Genomic DNA, 18732 nt, shown 5'->3' on the forward strand with positions numbered 1-18732 from the left:
TCAGGCCGGTACCGTGTGACTTCACGACTCGGCCGAACCGGCCGAGTCGGGGACGCCGGGGCCAGGGCGCACGGGACACGGGGAGCCGACCATGGCGGTATCGCTGGGGTACTGGAAGGCACTGGCCAAGCTGATGGAGCTGGGCGGCCATCCCGAAGCCGCGGCCGTGCGCGCCGAGATGAGGCGAGACCTGGCGCGCGACGAGCGGCCGCCGGCGGACAGTACGGTCGCGGACTGGATGGCCGGACGGACGATTCCACGGCAGAGCAGCGACCTGAACCTCCTCCTGTCCGCGCTCCAACGGATCGCGACCTCGAGACAGCGCCCCGCGACACCGCGGTTCCCCAGCCACCAGGAGTGGCACAACATGGCCAAGCAAGCCCGCGAGGCCCGCCGGAGGGGAGACTTCGAGCCGGACGCCCACACCTCGGGCTCGCCCCTCGCCCCAGATGCCCAGCGGTTATGGCGGAGCGATGTCACGGAATCCCCGGCGTGGAAGCTGCTGAGCCCCGACGACCGCGAGCGGACCCAAAAGCTCCAGCACGAGGCGGCAGAAGTCGCCGACAGGCTGGCGGAACTGTACGCCTCTGCGCGGCACGCTCTCTCCGACAATCCCTGGCACGATGCGAACCTGGCCCGGCGCATCGCACGCAGGACCAATCAACTGGTTCACCTACTCTGGCGGGACACCAAAGGTCTCCTCACCCCGGGCGAAGCCGCTCTGATCGCCCTGCTCCCCTTCATCCATCACGTTCACCGCTCGCGTACGTCCGCCGATCTGTCCCATGTCGCTCCGACGGACTTCGGCCGACAGGTCTCCGGCAGCCCGGAGCGCCAGATGTACGAAGTGTTGCTGCACGGGCACGAGCGACTCGTTCGCCGGGCCGAGTTGGGCCATCTTAAAGACCGCAGGAACGGGCGGCGCGAGATCGGTTGGTGGTTGTTCGACCAGTGGGCCAGGCGACAGCCCGGACGGTTGCGGGAACTTCTTTCGGACCTGGGCGCCGACCCGACCGGTCTGGGTGTCGTGCTCGATCCCGAACTCCTCTCCCGGCTGCTCGCCTCCGTTCACGCCAGTCCGAAAGAGCTGTTCGACGCTGCTCGCGTGGAGCATCTCCGCGCGGACGTGTTCCAACTGGATTTCGACGGACGCGACTTCCAAAGCGTGCGGGAAAGGCTCGTGGGCCCTCTGTTCGCGGTGGCTCACAACATGGCGATCGAGGTCACGCACCTGTCATCGGTGATCGTCAGGCATGTGGGTATTCCGGACCCGTTGCATCCCGCCCGGCTCTTCACCACGCTGGACACCGCGTCCTGGCAGCCGCGCGGGGACGGACTCGGACTCAAGGCCGGGTGCGGTCACCCCGCCGTCGTGGCCGCCCTCACCGACCACACCCACCAGCTGGAATCGCTCCTGCGCGGTATACGGCACACCGCCGATCCGGCCCTGAGCACGCTGCCTGCCTACACCCGGGCCGACGAGGTACGCGAACTGGACGACCAGGGTCATGCCGTTCCGGTCGACGGTGTGATCCGCTTCAAGCTGGACGAAGAACGCGTCCAGGAGCTACTCATGGGCGAGAACCTCTACCGTGACCGGTCCCTCGCCATTCGCGAGCTCTACCAGAACGCACTGGACGCCTGCCGCTACCGGCGAGCCCGCACCCAGGCCCGTGACAACTTCGGCAGCTACGAAGGCCGGATCGAGTTCGTTCAGGGGTTCGACGAGGAGGAAGGTCGGCATTACCTGGAGTGCCGGGACAACGGCGTGGGCATGGACGAGGTCACGCTGTCGGAGGTCTTCGCACAGGCCGGGGTCCGCTTCACGGATCTTCCCCGGTACCAGGAGGAACGCGAGGAGTGGCGTACCCGGGGCATCACCATCCACCCCAACAGCCGTTTCGGGATCGGCGTACTGAGCTACTTCATGCTCGCCGACGAGGTACGCGTGACGACGTGCCACATGGACGGCGCCAACGGCAGACTGCGGGAACTCACCGTCCTGATCAGCGGCCCCGGGCACTACTTCCGTGTACGCCCGACCGGCCGGCCGGGAACGATCGGCACCACTGTCCGGCTCTATCTGCGGGACGACGACAGGGCGCCCTCCTGCGTATCGGAACTCCGACGGCTCCTGGGCATCGCCGAGTTCACCACCACGGCCGTACATGGCACACAGAGCGCCGAGTGGAAGCCCGGTGTCCTGCTGCGCCGCAGGGGCCAGGAGCTTCGGTCGCACAGCCTGGAGGCCGACGGCGAGTTGCTGCCCACTCCTGGTGATCCCGGGCTGGTGGACGGTCAGGTCGTCTGGTGCGAGCGCGGCGGAGGTGTACTGGTCGATGGAATCCTCACCGAGCCCCGCGTCCGCGAGGGCGTACTGGCCGACCCGCAGAACGTGCGCAGACTGCGCGGTGTCGTCGTGAACCTGGTCGGGGACAGCCGTCCCAAGCGGCTGTCCGTCGACCGGACGGAGATCCTGGACGCCGACGTCTGCACGACGGTGGAGCGGCTCATCAGGGACGCGCTGCCGGTCCTGATCCAGTCCGGCAGCCACCTGCTGAGCTCCCGTTGGCTGGCCGAGGTCGCGGAACAGAGCCCCCGGCTCGCCGACATCGTGACCGAGACCGCCGGAGCGGCGGGGTGTTACCTGGAGCTGAACGGCTGGCTCTCGTCAGTTGCCGTAGCCGGTTTCTTTCCGCCGGACGTCAAACTCGTCAGCGATCTGTCCGGAGACCAGGGCAGAGGGGCTGACCTGGATCGGATGCCCAACAGTAAGGTGCAAGGCGATCCGGACGGCCCCACCCTGCTGTGGCGGCTGCTGGCACAGCGCCCCAATACCGACCTGACCGCGTTGAGCCGGCTCGTACCAGAGCTGGATCAGGTGACTGGCGTTCTCCCCGCTCTCCCTTCGGACGTTCTCCTGCGAACCGACTCCGCGCTCATCTCACTGAAGGCCAGGAGCTGGGCACTTGACGGGTATGGCCGTGAGCAGCTGGCCACCCCGGGCCACGCACTCACCCTCGCCCAACTCTGTGGGATGTCCTACACCGACGTCGTGGCACGCATGCGGCGACTGCGTATGCCCGCACCGCCGTCGCCCGACGGTGAGCCCGCCGTCGACGCGCTGAACTTCGCGCTGCTCGGCAAGACCCTGCGTCTCGCCGACTCCGGAACCGGCTTCTTGCACTGGCGCAGCACCTACGAAGCGGTCCCACCGGGTCACCTCGTCAGCGCCCACTTCGAACTGGACATCAGCGTCAGTGAGGCCGCACAACGCATGCGGTCGTTCGGGTTCACCGTCCCGGACCTGGAGCCGCTGGCGGACACCCCGGACGACCGAACGCTGCGTCTGCTCTGTAGAGAGCTGGATGGCAAGTACTGGCTCGACATCAGTTCCCCCGTGCCGCCCGGCCATCTCGTCAGCGCCTACTTCACACTCGGCATGGGTATCCATGAGGCCGCTCAGTGGCTGCGTGCGTACGGATACACCGTCCCCGATCTCGCCCCACAGGTGAACAACCCGGACAACCACACGCAGCAACTGCTCAGTAAGGGGCTGCTCGGCTCCGGCTGGCTGAGTACGGATGATCCCGTCCCGGCCAGCCACGTGCTCGATGTTGCCTTCGCCCGGAACCGCCCTGCCTCTGACGTGGCCGAAGAACTCCGCTCCTATGGCTTCCGGTTCATCCGGGAGCCCGACTTCGGGTGGCCGACCCTCGACCTGCTCAACAAGGGCAGGCAGTACGGCTGGCAGGCATACCACTGGACGGAGCTGGATGACGAGGGATCTGTGCCGCCCGGCCTGCTGGTGGAACTCTCGGCCAATCTGGGAACGCCCCTGCATGAGATCGCTCAGTGGATCCGCGAACTGGGCCTGAGACCTCCCGAAACCCTGCCGGAGAGGGCGGAAGCCGTGGACGCCGTGATCCTCGGCGGGAGGTCTGGATTCTGGCCCAGGCCGGGCAGACCAGTCTCCGTGTCGTTCGTGGCAGAGATCGCTCTCCGGACCGAACTCCCCCCACCGACGGTGGTGTCCCGGCTCCGGGCCTACGGTGTGGTGCCGCCGGCGACGATGTTCCCCGAGCGGGCCGAGCCCGACGATGAGGTCATTCTCAGGCACCACTGGAAGCTGGCGCCCCTCTCGCCGGACCAGCCGGTGCCCATGCGTCACGTGATGCAGGTGTCCGAGCGTCTGCGCACATCGCCCCGGCGCGTCATGCTCCGTCTCGCCCAGTACGGCCTGACCACAGCCCCCGATCAGGCGCCGGACATCGCTGGAAAGTTCGATAACGAGCTGGTCCGCATGGAATACGAGGCCATCGGCGGTCTCGGTCACCGAGACTACGGAGCCGACATCGACATTGACACACTGCTCCCCTGGGACAAACCAGTGCCGCTGTACCACCTCGTCTGCGTCGCGGCGCGCCTGCGCATGGACACCCACGAGGTCACCGAACGGCTGTCGGCGTACGGCTTCCGGCTCCCCGACATCCGTCCGGACCAGCTCGACGACGTCGACCACTACCTGTGCCTCGGGGGCCGGGAAGGAATGCCCCATCCTCGTCTGACACTCAGAGATCCGATCCGCGATTTCCTCCGCATCGCGCGTTCCACGCAGCTGCCGCCCGACGAACTCCTCGAACGCCTGACCCGCCTGGGCGTCGACCTGCAGCGCGTGGCCGACGCCGTCCGCGCCGCCCTCCCCAAGGTCCCGGGCCTCGTCATGAAACCCGAAGCCGAGGCCCCTCCGGCACAGTGACCGGAGCTACTTCCCCGGCCGCATCCCCAGCGGCCCACCGATCTCCTCCGCCATGACCTTGCCCGCCTCGAACTCCAGGGTCTCGTCACCCAGGGTGGCCTGGTCGGTGTCGAGGCCGTCGAGTTCTTCCAGGGGCTGGTTGAGGCGGACGTGGGCGACCAGGGACTGGAGGGCGCGGAGGCTGGCGGAGGCGGTGCCGCCCCAGTTGGAGAAGTAGGAGAACTGCCACCACCACAGGGCCTCCGTGGTGCGGCCCGCGCGGTAGTGGGCCATGCCGTGACGGAGGTCGGTGACGACGTCGGCGAGGTCGTCGGAGATGCGGGCCGGGACGGGGGCCTTCCGGGGCTCGTAGGGGTCGAAGACCTCGGAGTAGACGTCGATGGGGTCGAGGAGGCGGGCGAGGTTCTCGCGGAGTTCGTCCACGTCCGGCTCGGGGCCCAGGTCGGGCTCGTAGCGCTCGTCGGGGACGATGTCCTCGTGCGCGCCCAGGCGGCCGCCGGCCAGGAGCAGCTGGGAGACCTCCAGGAGGAGGAAGGGCACCGCCGAGTCCGGCTCGTCGCCCTTCGCCACCTCTGAGACGGCCACCAGGAAGCTCTCGACCTGGTCCGCGATCTGGACCGCGAAGTCGTCCGGATTGTGACCGGTCGCGTGCAGCGTGGCGTCAGACATCTAGGAGTCGTCTCCCCTCGAAGGCGCGGCCGAGGGTGACCTCGTCCGCGTATTCCAGGTCGCCACCCACCGGGAGGCCGCTGGCCAGGCGGGTGACCTTGAGGCCCATGGGCTTGATCATGCGGGCGAGGTACGTGGCCGTGGCCTCGCCTTCCAGATTCGGGTCCGTGGCCAGGATCAGCTCCGTGACCGTCCCGTCGGCCAACCGCGCGAGAAGTTCTCGTATACGCAGGTCGTCGGGGCCGACGCCCTCGATCGGGCTGATCGCGCCGCCGAGGACGTGGTAGCGGCCGCGGAACTCGCGGGTGCGCTCGACCGCCACGACGTCCTTCGGCTCCTCGACCACGCAGATGACCGACGGGTCGCGGCGCGGGTCGCGGCAGATGTTGCACAGCTCCTCCTGTGCCACGTTGCCGCAGGTCGCGCAGAAGCGGACCTTCGCCTTCACCTCGAGGAGGGCCTGGGCGAGCCGCCGGACGTCCGTCGGCTCCGCCTGCAGGATGTGGAAGGCGATCCGCTGCGCGCTCTTGGGACCGACGCCGGGCAGCCGCCCCAGCTCGTCGATGAGGTCCTGAACCACGCCTTCGTACAACGGACTGCCCTTCCTGGAGTCTTTCAGTACGTACGGTAGTTGGCCACGGCCCGTCTTAGAAAGGCAGGCCGGGAATGCCGCTGCCGCCGCCCAGGCCCTGCGCCAGGGGGCCCAGCTTCTGCTGCTGGAGCGTCTGCGCGTTCTCGTTGGCCGCCTGTACGGCCGCCACGATCAGGTCGGCGAGGGTCTCGGTGTCCTCCGGGTCCACCGCCTTCGGGTCGATCTTCAGCGCGCGCAGCTCGCCGGCGCCGGTGACGGTGGCCTGCACCAGGCCGCCGCCCGCCTGCCCGTCGACCTCCGTGTTCGCCAGTTCCTCCTGCGCCCGCTGCAGGTCCTGCTGCATCTTCTGGGCCTGCTGGAGCAACTGCTGCATGTTGGGCTGGCCACCACCGGGGATCACGATCAGCTCCTGGTCCTTCGTCTGCTCCGTCGTCTTCCGTTGTGCACGAGCCTACGTGGTCTACGCGACCATCGCCCCGCCACTCTTTCGAGTGACAGCAAGGGCAGGCCTATACCTGATCAAGGCCCTCTTCTGGGCGGAAAAGCAGGGAAAGCTACGTCCCCGCCACCCATTGGGAGGTAGGAAGGGTGGCGCGCATCGGCATGCAATGTCACGCAATGTGACCGGTCATGTCCAGTGCCGTGTTCGGTGTCGTGTTCAGTAGGGAGTGCGGGTGGGTCAGCCGGAGATGCAGCCCGAGGGTCCGCCTCAGGACGGGTGGGGCGAGGGTGCGGCCGGGCTGCGGCCGGGCGATCTGACCGGGCGGTCGTTTCCGCTCGGGGACTGGGGCGAGCCCGCCGAGCGGCTCGACGAGCTGTACCGGTGGGTGGAGCGGGGGGCTATGCAGACGGCGTCCTGGTATCTCGCGGACCGGGTGTGGAAGCGGCGCGGGGCGCGGGCGCTGCGGGCCGGGGCGGCGGCGGGGGCGGTGTGCGGGGCCGCGCTGCCGTTGCTGGATCTGACCGGGGTGGTCGGCGGGGTGGCGGCCTGGGGGTATCTGGCGCTGATGCTCTCGGTGGCGTGTGTCGCGGTCGACCGTTTCTTCGGGGTCACGTCCGGGTGGATAAGGGACGTGGCGACCGCGCAGGCCGTGCAGCGGCGGTTGCAGGCATTGCAGTTCGACTGGGCGTCGGAGAGTGTGCGGGAGGTGCTGGGGCCGGCCGAGGGGACGGCCAGTGAGGCCGCGGAGCGGTGTCTGGGGGTTCTGCGGCGGTTCTCCGAGGACGTGCTGGAGCTGGTGCGGACGGAGACGGCCGACTGGATGGTGGAGTTCCGGACGGGGTCGGCGCCGTTGGGTATCCAGGCGGCGGTGGCGTCGGGGGTGCGGGCGGAAGGGGGCGGGTCTGTGGGCCGGTTTCCCCTGCCGCCCGCGAACGGTACGCGCCCGAACATGCCCCGCCAGCGGCCACCTGAGCCTCGATAGGCGCCCGGTGCTGCGGCTGGCCGGGGGTGGGTTTCGCTCACCGGCGCTGGCCGGGTGCCGCTGCGCCCACCCGTGCCGCCCCAGCGGCACGACTGCCCGCAGCTGCGTAGCCAACTGGCTACGCGCACAGCTTCATGCCCTCCGGAGTCCAGCAGGGCACATGGCCGTGCGTGCGGATGATCTCCTGGCCGCTCCCCCGGGACAGGTACGTCAGGAAGCTGGACGCCAGGGAGTTGGCAGGCGGCTGGCCGTAGGTGTAGGCGTACTCGATCTCGCGGTAGGGGTAGGGGCTGTGGCCGTGCTCGATGGCGTCGACCGAGGGGGCGTCGGTGTCCAGGGAGAGCACGTGGAGGCCCTTCGCCCGGGTGGCCAGGTTGAGTTCGCTGTAGCCGATCGCGCCGGGGAGCTGGGCCACCTCGGTCAGCACCTGGTCCGTGGAGTCGAGTTCGCAGCGGGTCACCGGCGCCGTCGGGTAGTCCTTGTGGACGCAGTCGACGGAGGAGTTCGCCATCTCGCCCCGGCCGAGGACGCGCCGCTGGAAGACCTGCCGGGTACCGGAGTTGGCGTCCCGGCTGACCAGGTGCACCGGCAGCGAACGCCCGCCCAGCTGCCGCCAGTTGGTGATCTCGCCCTGGTAGAGGCGTCGTACGTCCGCCGTCGAGAGGTTCGTCAGGCCAACGTCGTCGTTCACGACCAGCGCGAAGACCGACAGCGCGATGCGGTTCTCGCGCAGCTCCGGCATGTCGGCGGGTTTGGGGCCGTCGGAGAGGGCGATCAACGGCGGTGAGCCCTGCCCCTTCGCCTGGGCGCCGGTCGCCGCCAACTCCCTTACACCCGCCGTCGATCCATGCGGATCCACCGTGACGGTCGCACCCGCGCAGTCCTCCTCGTACCGCTTCGCCACCTCCCGCATCACCGGCTCGAACGCGGTCGACCCCGTCACGGTCAGCGCGCCCTTCTCGCAGCCGATCGGCGGTGGTGTGTCGTCGCGGGCCACGACGATCGCCGCCAGGGTCACCACGCACACCGTGAGCATGATGGTGATGAGCCGGGACGCACGGCTGAACAGCGGCGGCTTGTCGTCGGGTGTGGCGCTGCGGTTGGGATGGACCTCGCCCTCCCTGATCCCGCCGACGATCCGGATCTCCCGGCCGACGTCCCCGCCGGACAGCAGCACGAGCAGTTTGAAGTGGTCGCCCCGGTTCAGCGGGACGCGCGGGATGCGCAGGGTGTTGCCCTCGTACCCGAAGCCGCGCTCGGCGGTGAAGTGGTCCAGCAGGTGGTCGGTGTCGGTGGGCTGGGTGACCGAGACACCGCGCACGGTCCGGTCCGTGAACACCGCGGTCAGCCCGTGCCGCTCGGGGCTGGTGTAGTCGTCGCGGTCGATGCCCTGCGAGCCGTCGTTCTCGATGCGGAGCAGGACGAGCGTCGCGTCGCTCGTGTCCGGCGCCCCGTCGAAGAGGAAGAGGCCGAGCCGGCGGTTGGCACGGCCCGAGCGGACGTCGTCGCCGATGGGGTTGTCCATCTGCACGCGGTAGCCGACACGCTTGCGGCGCGGCACCCGGCGCTCGTACCAGACCATGCCCGCGGACGCGACGATGCCCAGCACCGCCGTGCCGACGGCGACGACGTTCTCCGCGCTCAGCCACTCCATGTGGGTGCCCCCGCCACTCCCCGGAGCCGGATGGTGGGGTCACGGTACGCGCGCGGGAGGGGGCGAACCGGACGCGTCGGCCGAAGTTCGCCCAACGTTCAACAGCCTTAGCAGGAAGCCGAGTTCACCTCACTGCTTGGTGTACGTCAGGCTCTCCCCGCCGCTCTTCTTCACCCGCTTCAGCCGCCCGTCCGACAGCAGCGTGACCTCCGTCGCCTCGCCCGGCGAGCAGGAGGAGATCGGCTCACCGGAGGTGACGGACGACGGTCCGATCTCCAACGGCCCGTCCGTGCCCGGCTCTTCGGTGAGCTGCGCCTCGAACACGCAGTGGTACGTCCCGCCGCCGTCGGTGGGCCCGTCCGCGACGAGGGTGAGGACGGTGTCCCCCACCTTCCCCTGCTGGATGGTCAGTTGACGGGTGTTGCTCCCGTTGGAGTTGTCGATGGTGGTCTCCCAGGTGCCGAGGTAGCCGTCCGGGATCGCACCGTCCGTGGGCGCGGAGGGGGACGGCGCCGAGGTCGTGGGATTGGGCGCCGGCGAGCTGCCGCCGCCCGGCGCGGTGGTGGTGACGGTCGGCGCGGGACTGACCGTCCCCCCGCCCTTGTCGTCGTCCCCACCCCGGTTCATCAGCGCATACACGGACCCACCCGCGCCCAACGCCACCACCAGCGCGATCACGACGAGCAGCGCGGTGGAACGCCCGTTCCTACGCTCAGGCTGCTGCGGAACCCCGACCGGCGGCGGCCCATAGGGCGGGGTCGAGCCGAGCCCGCCACCCCCATAGGGGTTGTACGGCTGCTGCGGGTAGCCGTAGGCGGCAGCAGGCGGCTGAGGATGCTGCTGGGGCTGCTGCGGATACCCGTACGGGCCGGGCGCACCGTACCCGGGAGCGGCGGGGGGAGGGGCGGGCGGCGGGGTCTGCCCGGAAACCATGGTCGGAAGATGATTGACGGGCGCACCACTCCCGGCGGACGGCCCCGGCTGACTCGGGATCCCGGGCGAGGGCGGCGGCGCGCCCCCGTCATCAGCAGCGGCCGCATGCTCAGGCGACCCCCCGCCTCCTTGCTGAACCACCCAGGCAGGAGCAGGCACCCCCGGGGCCGGACTCCCCGCACCCGCACCCGCCGACGGCGCGTCCACCCCACCAGGGCCACCCGCACCCGACGACGATTCCTGCACGGGTGGTGCGGGTGGGAACCCTGATCCGGCCGAAGGCCGGCCCTCCCCCTCCGCCGACGGATCCTCCGCGTCAAGCAGCTGCACAGCACCCCGCCCCAACTGCGCCACCAACGCCCCCGGCAGCCAAGGATCCCGAGACCGCCCCCCGGCCACCGTGTCCCCCGCCCCCGTCCGCTCCAGAATCCGCTCCAGCGAAGGCCGAGAAGCCGGGTCCTTCTTCAAGCAGTCCCGCACCAGATCCGCGATCCCCTCCGGCACCCCCTCCAGATCCGGCTCCTCCTGAGCGATCCGGAACATCAGGGCATGCACCCCGCTGTTCGCCCCACCGAAGGGCAGAACACCGGTGGAGGCATAAGCGAGCACGGACCCCAGGCAGAACACATCACACGCGGGCGTGATCCGATCCCCCCGCACCTGCTCCGGCGCCATGAACCCGGGCGACCCCACCAACGACCCGGTACGGGTCAGCCCGTCCCCCGCCATCGTCTCCATCGCCCGCGCGATCCCGAAGTCGATCACCCGCGGCCCGTCGATGGTGACGAGCACGTTGGACGGCTTCAGATCCCGGTGCACGATCCCGGCCGCGTGGATGTCCGTGAGCGCGTGCGCGAGCCCCGCCGCGAGGATCCGTACCGACCGCTCGGGCAGCGCCCCATGATCGTGTGAGACGACCTGCTGCAGGCTGGGCCCGGCGACGTACCCGGTGGCCACCCACGGCACCGCGGCCTCGGTGTCCGCGTCCAGCACGGGCGCGGTCCAGTACCCGCCGACCCGCCGCGCGGCCTGCACCTCCTGCCGGAACCGCGCCCGGAACTCCTCCTGCTCGGCCAGCTCCTCGCGGACCAGCTTCACGGCGACGGTACGGCCCCGGTCCGACCGGGCCAGATACACATGCCCCATACCGCCCGCGCCGAGCCGCGCGAGCAGCCGGTACGCCCCGATCCGCTGCGGATCCCCCGGTCCCAGCTTGTCCATCCTCGCGCCGCCTTCCCCCCATAGGTCTGCAACGGACCGAGAATAGTGCGGTCGTACGTGGAGCCGCGCGGCCCGGTGTCTACGGTTCCGTAACGGCGGTGTCTTCGACAACCTGTCGCGGAATCCCCCCGCCCACGGAACAAGACGCCGATGTCGCGTCCGCATCCCGGACATTTACGCTCGCCCGCATGACCCCTCAGCTCAGCCCCGAAGCCGGCGCCGCGGTGAAGGCCGCGGACCGTGCCCACGTCTTCCACTCCTGGTCCGCCCAGGACCTCATCGACCCGCTCGCCGTCGCCGGCGCCGAGGGGTCGTACTTCTGGGACTACGACGGCAAGCGGTACCTGGACTTCACCAGCGGACTCGTCTTCACCAACATCGGCTACCAGCACCCCAAGGTCGTCGCCGCGATCCAGGAGCAGGCGGCGACGATGACGACGTTCGCGCCCGCGTTCGCCGTCGAGGCGCGTTCGGAGGCGGCCCGGCTGATCGCCGAGCGGACCCCCGGCGACCTGGACAAGATCTTCTTCACCAACGGCGGCGCGGACGCCGTCGAGCACGCGGTGCGCATGGCCCGGCTGCACACGGGCCGCCCGAAGGTGCTCTCGGCGTACCGCTCGTACCACGGCGGCACCCAGCAGGCGATCAACATCACCGGTGACCCGCGCCGCTGGGCCTCCGACAGCGCCGGCGCCGGGGTCGTCCACTTCTGGGCGCCCTTCCTGTACCGCTCCCGCTTCTACGCGGAGACGGAGGAGCAGGAGACCGCGCGGGCCCTGGAGCACCTGGAGACGACGATCGCGTTCGAGGGGCCGGGTACGGTCGCGGCGATCATCCTGGAGACCGTGCCCGGCACCGCCGGGATCATGGTCCCGCCGCCGGGCTATCTGGCCGGGGTCCGTGAGATCTGCGACAAGTACGGGATCGTCTTCATCCTGGACGAGGTCATGTCCGGGTTCGGGCGGACCGGTGAGTGGTTCGCGGCGGACCTGTCCGGTGTCGTCCCGGACCTGATGACCTTCGCCAAGGGTGTGAACTCGGGTTACGTGCCCCTCGGCGGTGTGGCGATCTCGGAGAAGATCGCGGAGACCTTCGGCAAGCGGCCGTACCCGGGCGGTCTCACCTACTCCGGCCACCCGCTGGCCTGCGCCGCCGCCGTCGCCACGATCAACGTGATGGCGGAGGAGGGCGTCGTGGAGAACGCCAAGCGGCTCGGCGAGAGCGTCGTCGGCCCCGCCCTGGCCGAGCTGGCCGAGCGGCACCCGAGCGTCGGCGAGGTCCGCGGCGTCGGCATGTTCTGGGCGCTGGACCTGGTGAAGGACCGGGAGACCCGGGAGCCGCTGGTGCCCTACAACGCGGCCGGCGAGGCGAACGCCCCCATGGCCGCGTTCGGCGCCGCCGCCAAGCAGCAGGGACTGTGGCCCTTCATCAACATGAACCGGACCCACATCGTCCCGCCCTGCAACGTCACCGAGGCCGAGCTGAAGGAGGGCCTGGCGGCCCTGGACGCGGCGCTGAGCGTCGCCGACGAGCACACGGTGTAACGGAACCGCAGCTGCCGCCACGGGAGCCCGAACGCGTAAGGTGACGTGCTCGTAAGAGAGTGCGAGTACGTACGAGTACGTCACCCATACGTGTGAGGAGAGGCCCGGACGATGCCCGGCAACGGTGCCGTGACGCGCAGCACTCTGCGCCAGCAGATCGCGGACGCACTGCGTGACGAGGTGCTGGCGGGGCGTCTGCAACCGGGCCGGGCGGTCACCGTCAAGGAGATCGCCGACCAGTACGGCGTCTCGGCGACCCCGGTCCGCGAGGCGCTGGTGGACCTGTCCGCGCAGGGCATCCTGGAGGCCGACCAGCACCGCGGCTTCCGCGTCCCCGAGTACTCGCTGGCCGACTACCGGGGCATGATCGAGGCCCGCGGCCTGGTCACCGACGGTATGTTCCGGGCCCTCAGCACCCACCACCCGGCCTTCACCGCCGCCGAGGACCCGCGGACCGCGGCGGCGCTGGCGGCGGTGCGCCGGCGCGGCGAGGAGGCCCAGCGGGCCGCGGCCGCCGGTGACCTCACCGTGCTGATCGGCTACGACCTGCGCTTCTGGCGCGAACTGAGCGGCCTGTTCGGCAACCCCTACCTGGCCGACTTCCTGCACCGGCTGCGGGTCCAGTCCTGGGTCTGCGCGGTCCAGCACCTGCGCCGCCTCCCCGACGTGCGCGACCACCTGTGGGCCGGCCACACCGACCTGGTCGACGCCCTGGCCCGCCGCGACGCGGAAACGGCCCGCGCCATCGTGACCGCGGCCAACGCCCACGCCCTCGCCCTCATCGAGCGCCTGGCCGAGCAGGCCTGATCAGCCGGGTCCCGTGCTGTGCGAACAAGCCGTACCGAGGGTAGAAGTCGCACCAGGGGGCGTCGACATGACCCGTAGCGATTACCCTTCCCTGACCGCCCTGCCCGCGGGGTGCGGCCTGTGATCGACCCACACTAGGAGCTGTCCTTTGGCCTGTGACCTGTGGCTGGTCCCGCTCGTCGACGTGTTGTGCCACACCCCGGACAACCCGTTCGCCGAGGAACTCGCGCACTACAACAACGCGCTGGCCGCGGCCGGTCTCCCACCGGTGCCGGTGTACCAGTACATGCCGGGCCTGTCCGGCGAGGTCGCCCCGGTGGCCGGATTCGACTACGACGCGCTGCACTTCCTGCGCCGGGCCTATCTGCTCCAGGTGTGCGGGCTGCCGGTGACCCCGGTGGACGAACTGGGCGGCGACTACGAGCAGCTGCTGGAGATGTTCGAGTCCACGGCCCAGCAGTCCCACCTGGTGTGGCACTACGACCACGCGGGCGCCTACGTCCCGGTCGACTTCCCGAGCCCGCTGTCCAGCGACGAACTCCTCGCCGGGGGCGGCCCGTTGGGCTCCTCCCAGGCCCTGCTCAGGGAACTGGAACTCGTCGCCCCGTCGATCGGCATCGACCCGGCCAATCCGCCGACGGCGCCGGCACCGCCGTCGGGCCCCACCGAGTTGGAGGAGCCCGCGGTACCGGCGCCCTACGACCCCAGCCCCTTCGCTCGCGAACGCCACGTGTGGCTCGGCCTGCACGCGGCGGCGACGCGGTCCCTGGCACAGGGGTCGATGATCGTGTTCAGCTGACGACGCCGACGATCAAGAAGACGGCGATCGGCAGCCGACGATCAGAAGGTGCCCGCGTTGAGCGCCTGCTGCAGATGCCGGGTGGTGTCGGGACCCCACTGGCCGTCGACGCCCGAGCCGACCTTCTTCTGCAGGGCCCGGACCGTGTTGGGGCCGACCACGCCGTCCGCGGTCACCCCCAGGTAGCTCTGGAGCGCCTTCTTCGTCTGCGGCCCGAAGCCACCGTCCACGGACAGCTTCGCGCCGTGCTGGTTGAGCGCGCGCTGCAGCGCGGAACAGGTCGCGGGCCCGAAGTCCCCGTCGACCTCCAGCTGGCCGCCGGACGGCGGACGCGGGGCCGGCGGCTGCGGCTTGGTGCCGCCCTTGAGCGCGGCCTCCATCGCCGCCGCCGAGGCCGGCCCGTACTCACCGTCGACCGTCAGGCCGTACTTCGCCTGGAAGGCACGCACCGCCGTGTCGGTGGCCGGCCCGAAGTCGCCGTCGACGTCAAGACCGGACCCCATGACCGTGTTCAGGTTCTGCTGGAGCGTCTTGACCGCGTCGCCCGTGGAACCCTTGCGCAGGATGCCGTCCGAGGCGGGCAGCGGGCTGGCGTCGCCGTAGCTGGGGCGGCCGTAGCCGACGATGGTGCTGCAGTTGCGCAGCCGCCGCATGCACTGGTCGCTGGTGTTGCCCTCGATGGTGGTGATGGTGCCGTCGGAGTGCACCGCCTCGACGACACCGACGTGGTCGATGGCGCCGATGGACTGGCTGCCGCTCCAGTCGAAGAAGACGACGTCGCCCGACCGTATGCCGCCGGTCCCGTAGTGCCACAGGCCCCGCGACTGGAACGACTGCGCGTGGGCGACGGTGTATGCGAACTTGCCGCCGATCGCGCCCAGGTTGTCCGAGTGGGCGGCGGCGTAGCTGACCGTCATGTCGCACCAGGCGTCATTCATGCCGTACCACTCGGTGATCTTGTTGTGGTTCGAGCCGGGCGGGTACTCCGCGGTGCCCAGCAGGCTGCGCATCTGCGCGAGCATTCCGTCTACAGACCCCATGTCACGCCTCCCCGTTCTCGGGGAGAGCGTCGATGTCGCCCTTGACGATGACGTTCGGGTCCTGGCTCACGCCGGACTGGTCCGGGTCGACGTCGAAGATTCCGGCGCCGCCGCGTGGTTCGACGGGCTTGCCACCGGCCGCAGCGGCGAGCTGCGCTCCGTTCTCAGGCATGGAGTTCCCCCTAATGTGCAGTGACAGGCACGATCCGCCGTGCCTCGTCATGTCCATGAGTCTGCTGTGCCGGTACGCGCACGTCGTTGGCGCTGCGCGCACAGTTTCTTGGCAGGTGGCGTCCCCACATCCCGGGAACACCCGCGCGAAAGCGCGTCGGCGTGGTCCCGTAGGCGGCACGGAACGCCCGGCTGAAATCGGCCGCCTGCGCGAACCCCCAACGCGCCGCGACCACATGGACGGGCAGGTGACGCAGCCCCGGATCGGCCAGGTCGCGCCGGCACCGCTCCAGCCGCTGGCCCTTGATCCATGACGCGACGGTGAGTCCCTGACGCTGGAAGAGCCGGTGCAGATAGCGGGTGGAGATGTGGTGCGCCGCGGCGACCCGGTCCGGCGTGAGCCCTTCCTCTCCCAGGCGCTGCACGATGTACGCCTGGATGCGCGGAAGCAGTGCCGAGTCACCGAGCCCCTCGTCGAGGAGGAGCACGACCAGGTCGGACACCACGGTGCCGAGCCGCAGTTCGTCACCGGGCCCGTACGGGGCGGTGTCCGCCGCCAGGCCGACGAGAAACCCCGCCACCAGCTGGGCGACCCCGGGCCGACGGCCCAACTCCCGTGCCACGAGACCGTCATGCGGCTGCGGGCGACCCGCCAGACGCGTCGCGAGCACCGTGTTCGACGCCCCGGCCAGCCGTATGCGGAACGGCCGCCCCGAGTCGAGCAGCACGAACCCGCCCGCTTCGATCCGCGCGGTCCGCCCTGCCTGCTCCAGCTCCAGTTCCCCGTCCTGCACCAGCACGAGGTGCCAGCCGGCCACTCGCCCGTCCCCCCGCACCTCTGCGGCGGGCCCTCTTACGGTGGACAGCCGGACGGAACCCAACTCCCTTACCGTCCCCCGGAGCTGCTCCCCCTGATCGGTCCGGGCGTCGCCCGGTCTCTCGTACAACCCGCCCAACGCCTGAGCCCATGCTTCCACGAGCCTCTGTCCCCCTTGGAAAGATCAAATACGCAGAGGCCAGGAATACCAGCCGGTCGCCCCGTATCGTCGACGGCTTGCCGCAGTGACCAGTCAGGGTTGGGCATCCTCCCGGAGCGCGGTGCGCAGCAGCAGGGTGTGCACGAGGCGGTCCGGGGCGGTGGGCGGATAGCGCCAGGTGAGGGGCCACGTCTGGCCTTCGAGGGCGGGGATCGGGATGAAGCTGATCCGGTACGGGCCGCTCGTCAGCCGGGTGACGTCTTCCGGCCAGCTGTGGTGGGCGGTACTCCCGGCCGCGACGAGGAAGTAGACACAGCGCCGCCCGCTGCCGGACTCCACCACCGGTCCCGGATCACCGCCGGTCATCCGCGCCAGCCGGTCGGCGACCTCGCGCCCGTGGTCCCCGTCGAGCCGCACCGCGTCGAATTGGACCCCTGCCTTGCGGAGTTGGATGCCGGTGGCGGGAATCCATTCAAGGGTGGGGTCACTTTGCGTATTCATGCGGCCAGTGTCAGTGGCGGGCGCTACCTTCTTCCATAACTCTCTGTCGACCCTTCGGAACGGTCGAGAGTCGACGCGGAGTGCCGATGACCGGTTGAGTTCGGTTGAGTCCGGGGGTGACCGCATGGCGCGGGCAGAGAACAAGGTGGAGGCGGGCGGCACGGCACTTCTCGTTGCCGCTTTGGCGAAAGCACTGCGTGAGCAGCTGGGCCTGACTCAGGAGGAGTTGGGCAAGCGGATCGGCTACACGGCGTCCGCAATCAGCGCGATGGAGACTTGTGCGCAGCCCGCCAGCGACAAGATGCTGGTTGCGTTGGAGAAGGAGATCGGGGGCGGGCTGGGGATCTTCGAGAAGGCGCGGAAGTTCATCCTTCTCGACAAGTACCCGCCGCAGTTCAAGAACTTCGCGCTGATGGAGCGGGAGGCGGTCTCGTTGTCGTCGTACCAGACGTACGTGATCGACGGCCGCTTTCAAACCCCTGAATACGCCCGCGCACTCATCGGTGGCGGCTTTCCCAAGCTCCCTGACGCCAAGGTGGAGGAGCTGGTCGAGGCGCGTATTGCTCGCCGGGCGTTGCTGGACCGTACAGATCCCACGCCCATGATCGAGCTGATCCTGGACGAGTCAGCGCTTCGTCGGCCGATCGGCGGCTGGGAAGTACTGCGGGACCAGCTGCGCTCGCTCGCGGAGGACGCGGAGCGGGACAACGTCAGCATCCAAGTGATGCCTATGGAACGCGGGTTGAGAGGCGGACACGCGGGCACGCGAGGCGACATGGTGCTGGTGGTGACGAAGGATCATCACCACGTGGTCTACATGGAGATCGAAGACGAGAGTGTGCTGGTCAGCGATCCCGCAAAGGTCGCTCACCTCACGCACCGGTATGCGAAGATCCGCACACAGGCTCTGAGCCGGGACGACTCGCTAAGCCTCATCCAGAAGTTGGCAGGAGAAGAGCGGACATGACGAGCACCCTGCGGTGGTTCAAGTCGAGCTACAGCAACGACAGTGGCGGCGATTGCGTCGAAGTAGCCACCTGCCCCCACACCATCCACATCCGGGACTCCAAGAACCCCACCGGCCCCCGGCTGTCGGTCTCCCCCACGGCCTGGGCCGACTTCCTGGGTCACTCGACAACCGGAACATCAGGCACCTGAACTCACCCACGGAGAAGGGCACTCAGTGGCCTTCGCCGCCTGCAGGGCCTTCTTGATCCGGCGCCGCTCCAGCTGCAGCTGGTCGCCCTGGTAGACCCCCGGCTCCAGACTCGCCCGCTCGGGGACGGCGATGAGCAGATGCTGCCCGGGCTTCACCTTGCGCTGCGCGTCCGTCACGCCCGGGTCGACGACGTCGAGGGTGATCCGGCGGTCTCCATGGGCCGGTTTGAGCCATTCCGTGGCCTCGACCGTCACCGCGATGCGCCCCTTGTGCCGGGCGGACGGGCTCGCCGACGCCACATCGCCGATGACCATCGTCGTGGAACAGGCGACCCACTCGGCGGCGGTCTGGCCGCGGTCCGCCTCGGCCGGGCCCTCACCGCCGCAGGCGGAGAGGGCGAGGGTTCCAACGGCCAGACCGATGACGGCAGTTCGGATCCGGGTCACTGGATCGGTCTCCTTCGTGGTGTGCGGTGCACGCCT

17 protein-coding genes are annotated in these 18732 nt (G+C 69.7%); 7 read left to right on the top strand and 10 right to left on the bottom strand.

Going from position 1 to position 18732, the window contains the following annotated elements:
- Positions 1-91: 91 nt before the first annotated feature.
- On the top strand, positions 92-4759 hold the full coding sequence (locus tag BEK98_RS08545) for a wHTH domain-containing protein (protein ID WP_094215802.1): 4668 nt from the start codon (positions 92-94) through the stop codon (positions 4757-4759).
- Between the two features lie 6 nt (positions 4760-4765).
- On the opposite strand, the gene BEK98_RS08550 is transcribed toward BEK98_RS08545, so the two are convergent.
- From BEK98_RS08550 to BEK98_RS08560, 3 genes are read right to left on the bottom strand one after another with little or no spacing between them, the layout of a single operon-like run.
- Complete coding sequence (locus BEK98_RS08550) at positions 4766-5428, bottom strand: DUF5063 domain-containing protein (protein WP_094215803.1); 663 nt, start codon at positions 5426-5428, stop codon at positions 4766-4768.
- Positions 5421-6020, bottom strand: coding sequence for a recombination mediator RecR (gene recR / locus BEK98_RS08555; RefSeq protein WP_033524560.1), 600 nt, complete (start codon positions 6018-6020; stop codon positions 5421-5423). Before recR ends, BEK98_RS08550 begins: the two co-directional genes overlap by 8 nt.
- 55 nt (positions 6021-6075) lie before the next feature.
- Positions 6076-6420 carry a YbaB/EbfC family nucleoid-associated protein gene (locus BEK98_RS08560; RefSeq protein ID WP_094215804.1) on the bottom strand — a complete coding sequence of 115 codons (345 nt, stop codon included), beginning with the start codon at positions 6418-6420 and terminating at the stop codon, positions 6076-6078.
- Positions 6421-6694: 274 nt separating this feature from the next.
- Between BEK98_RS08560 and BEK98_RS08565 the strand changes: the two genes are divergently transcribed.
- On the top strand, positions 6695-7444 hold the full coding sequence (locus BEK98_RS08565) for an SLATT domain-containing protein (RefSeq protein ID WP_094215805.1): 750 nt from the start codon (positions 6695-6697) through the stop codon (positions 7442-7444).
- A 118-nt stretch (positions 7445-7562) separates the two neighbouring features.
- Here BEK98_RS08565 and BEK98_RS08570 read toward each other — a convergent pair whose 3' ends face one another.
- Both BEK98_RS08570 and BEK98_RS08575 read right to left on the bottom strand, forming a co-directional pair.
- Positions 7563-9098: a substrate-binding domain-containing protein gene (locus BEK98_RS08570; RefSeq protein WP_094215806.1), complete on the bottom strand. Its 1536-nt coding sequence runs from the start codon at positions 9096-9098 to the stop codon at positions 7563-7565.
- A 129-nt stretch (positions 9099-9227) separates the two neighbouring features.
- Positions 9228-11252 (bottom strand): serine/threonine-protein kinase, encoded by a 2025-nt coding sequence (locus tag BEK98_RS08575; RefSeq protein ID WP_094215807.1) that lies wholly within the window; start codon positions 11250-11252, stop codon positions 9228-9230.
- A 188-nt stretch (positions 11253-11440) separates the two neighbouring features.
- On the opposite strand from BEK98_RS08575, the gene BEK98_RS08580 reads away from it, so the two are divergent.
- The 3 genes from BEK98_RS08580 to BEK98_RS08590 all read left to right on the top strand — a co-directional run bounded on the left by BEK98_RS08580 (position 11441) and on the right by BEK98_RS08590 (position 14402).
- Complete coding sequence (locus BEK98_RS08580) at positions 11441-12796, top strand: aspartate aminotransferase family protein (protein ID WP_094215808.1); 1356 nt, start codon at positions 11441-11443, stop codon at positions 12794-12796.
- A gap of 111 nt (positions 12797-12907) precedes the next feature.
- Entirely contained in the window at positions 12908-13603 is a 696-nt protein-coding gene (locus tag BEK98_RS08585; protein ID WP_094215809.1) for a GntR family transcriptional regulator, read from the top strand.
- A gap of 148 nt (positions 13604-13751) precedes the next feature.
- The gene (locus tag BEK98_RS08590; protein WP_094215810.1) at positions 13752-14402 is read left to right on the top strand and encodes a hypothetical protein; all 651 of its coding nucleotides are present in this window, start codon (positions 13752-13754) and stop codon (positions 14400-14402) included.
- A 41-nt stretch (positions 14403-14443) separates the two neighbouring features.
- Here BEK98_RS08590 and BEK98_RS08595 read toward each other — a convergent pair whose 3' ends face one another.
- The 4 genes from BEK98_RS08595 to BEK98_RS08605 form a co-directional block, all read right to left on the bottom strand.
- Positions 14444-15442, bottom strand: a complete 999-nt coding sequence (locus BEK98_RS08595; RefSeq protein WP_094215811.1) for a peptidoglycan-binding protein — start codon at positions 15440-15442, stop codon at positions 14444-14446.
- 1 nt (position 15443) lies between these two features.
- Positions 15444-15614, bottom strand: coding sequence for a hypothetical protein (locus tag BEK98_RS48905; protein ID WP_167444111.1), 171 nt, complete (start codon positions 15612-15614; stop codon positions 15444-15446).
- Positions 15615-15624: 10 nt separating this feature from the next.
- Positions 15625-16590: a helix-turn-helix domain-containing protein gene (locus BEK98_RS08600; RefSeq protein ID WP_094215812.1), complete on the bottom strand. Its 966-nt coding sequence runs from the start codon at positions 16588-16590 to the stop codon at positions 15625-15627.
- 93 nt (positions 16591-16683) lie between these two features.
- Positions 16684-17091: a hypothetical protein gene (locus BEK98_RS08605; protein ID WP_094215813.1), complete on the bottom strand. Its 408-nt coding sequence runs from the start codon at positions 17089-17091 to the stop codon at positions 16684-16686.
- A 124-nt stretch (positions 17092-17215) separates the two neighbouring features.
- Here BEK98_RS08605 and BEK98_RS08610 point away from each other — a divergent pair, with 124 nt between their 5' ends.
- Together BEK98_RS08610 and BEK98_RS08615 are read left to right on the top strand one after the other, a co-directional pair.
- Positions 17216-18058 (top strand): helix-turn-helix domain-containing protein, encoded by an 843-nt coding sequence (locus BEK98_RS08610; protein ID WP_094215814.1) that lies wholly within the window; start codon positions 17216-17218, stop codon positions 18056-18058.
- The gene (locus tag BEK98_RS08615; protein WP_094215815.1) at positions 18055-18249 is read left to right on the top strand and encodes a DUF397 domain-containing protein; all 195 of its coding nucleotides are present in this window, start codon (positions 18055-18057) and stop codon (positions 18247-18249) included. The genes BEK98_RS08610 and BEK98_RS08615 overlap by 4 nt, the downstream gene beginning before the upstream one ends.
- Here the strand turns inward: BEK98_RS08615 and BEK98_RS08620 are convergent.
- Entirely contained in the window at positions 18238-18696 is a 459-nt protein-coding gene (locus BEK98_RS08620; protein WP_094215816.1) for a hypothetical protein, read from the bottom strand. The genes BEK98_RS08615 and BEK98_RS08620 overlap by 12 nt on opposite strands.
- Between the last annotated feature and the right edge of the window lie 36 nt (positions 18697-18732).

Origin of the sequence: Streptomyces diastatochromogenes (assembly GCF_002242805.1) — a bacterium.
Classification (GTDB): Bacteria; Actinomycetota; Actinomycetes; order Streptomycetales; family Streptomycetaceae; genus Streptomyces; species Streptomyces diastatochromogenes.

Excerpts from the sequence above, each read along its gene's own strand:
- BEK98_RS08580 (WP_094215808.1), top strand. The coding sequence starts at position 11,441 with ATGACCCCTCAGCTCAGCCCCGAAGCCGGCGCCGCGGTGAAGGCCGCG.
- BEK98_RS08615 (WP_094215815.1), top strand. The coding sequence starts at position 18,055 with ATGACGAGCACCCTGCGGTGGTTCAAGTCGAGCTACAGCAACGACAGT.
- BEK98_RS08570 (WP_094215806.1), bottom strand. The coding sequence starts at position 9,098 with ATGGAGTGGCTGAGCGCGGAGAACGTCGTCGCCGTCGGCACGGCGGTG.
- BEK98_RS08550 (WP_094215803.1), bottom strand. The coding sequence starts at position 5,428 with ATGTCTGACGCCACGCTGCACGCGACCGGTCACAATCCGGACGACTTC.
- BEK98_RS08605 (WP_094215813.1), bottom strand. The coding sequence starts at position 17,091 with ATGAATACGCAAAGTGACCCCACCCTTGAATGGATTCCCGCCACCGGC.
- BEK98_RS08585 (WP_094215809.1), top strand. The coding sequence starts at position 12,908 with ATGCCCGGCAACGGTGCCGTGACGCGCAGCACTCTGCGCCAGCAGATC.
- BEK98_RS08545 (WP_094215802.1), top strand. The coding sequence starts at position 92 with ATGGCGGTATCGCTGGGGTACTGGAAGGCACTGGCCAAGCTGATGGAG.
- BEK98_RS48905 (WP_167444111.1), bottom strand. The coding sequence starts at position 15,614 with ATGCCTGAGAACGGAGCGCAGCTCGCCGCTGCGGCCGGTGGCAAGCCC.
- BEK98_RS08610 (WP_094215814.1), top strand. The coding sequence starts at position 17,216 with ATGGCGCGGGCAGAGAACAAGGTGGAGGCGGGCGGCACGGCACTTCTC.
- BEK98_RS08595 (WP_094215811.1), bottom strand. The coding sequence starts at position 15,442 with ATGGGGTCTGTAGACGGAATGCTCGCGCAGATGCGCAGCCTGCTGGGC.
- BEK98_RS08575 (WP_094215807.1), bottom strand. The coding sequence starts at position 11,252 with ATGGACAAGCTGGGACCGGGGGATCCGCAGCGGATCGGGGCGTACCGG.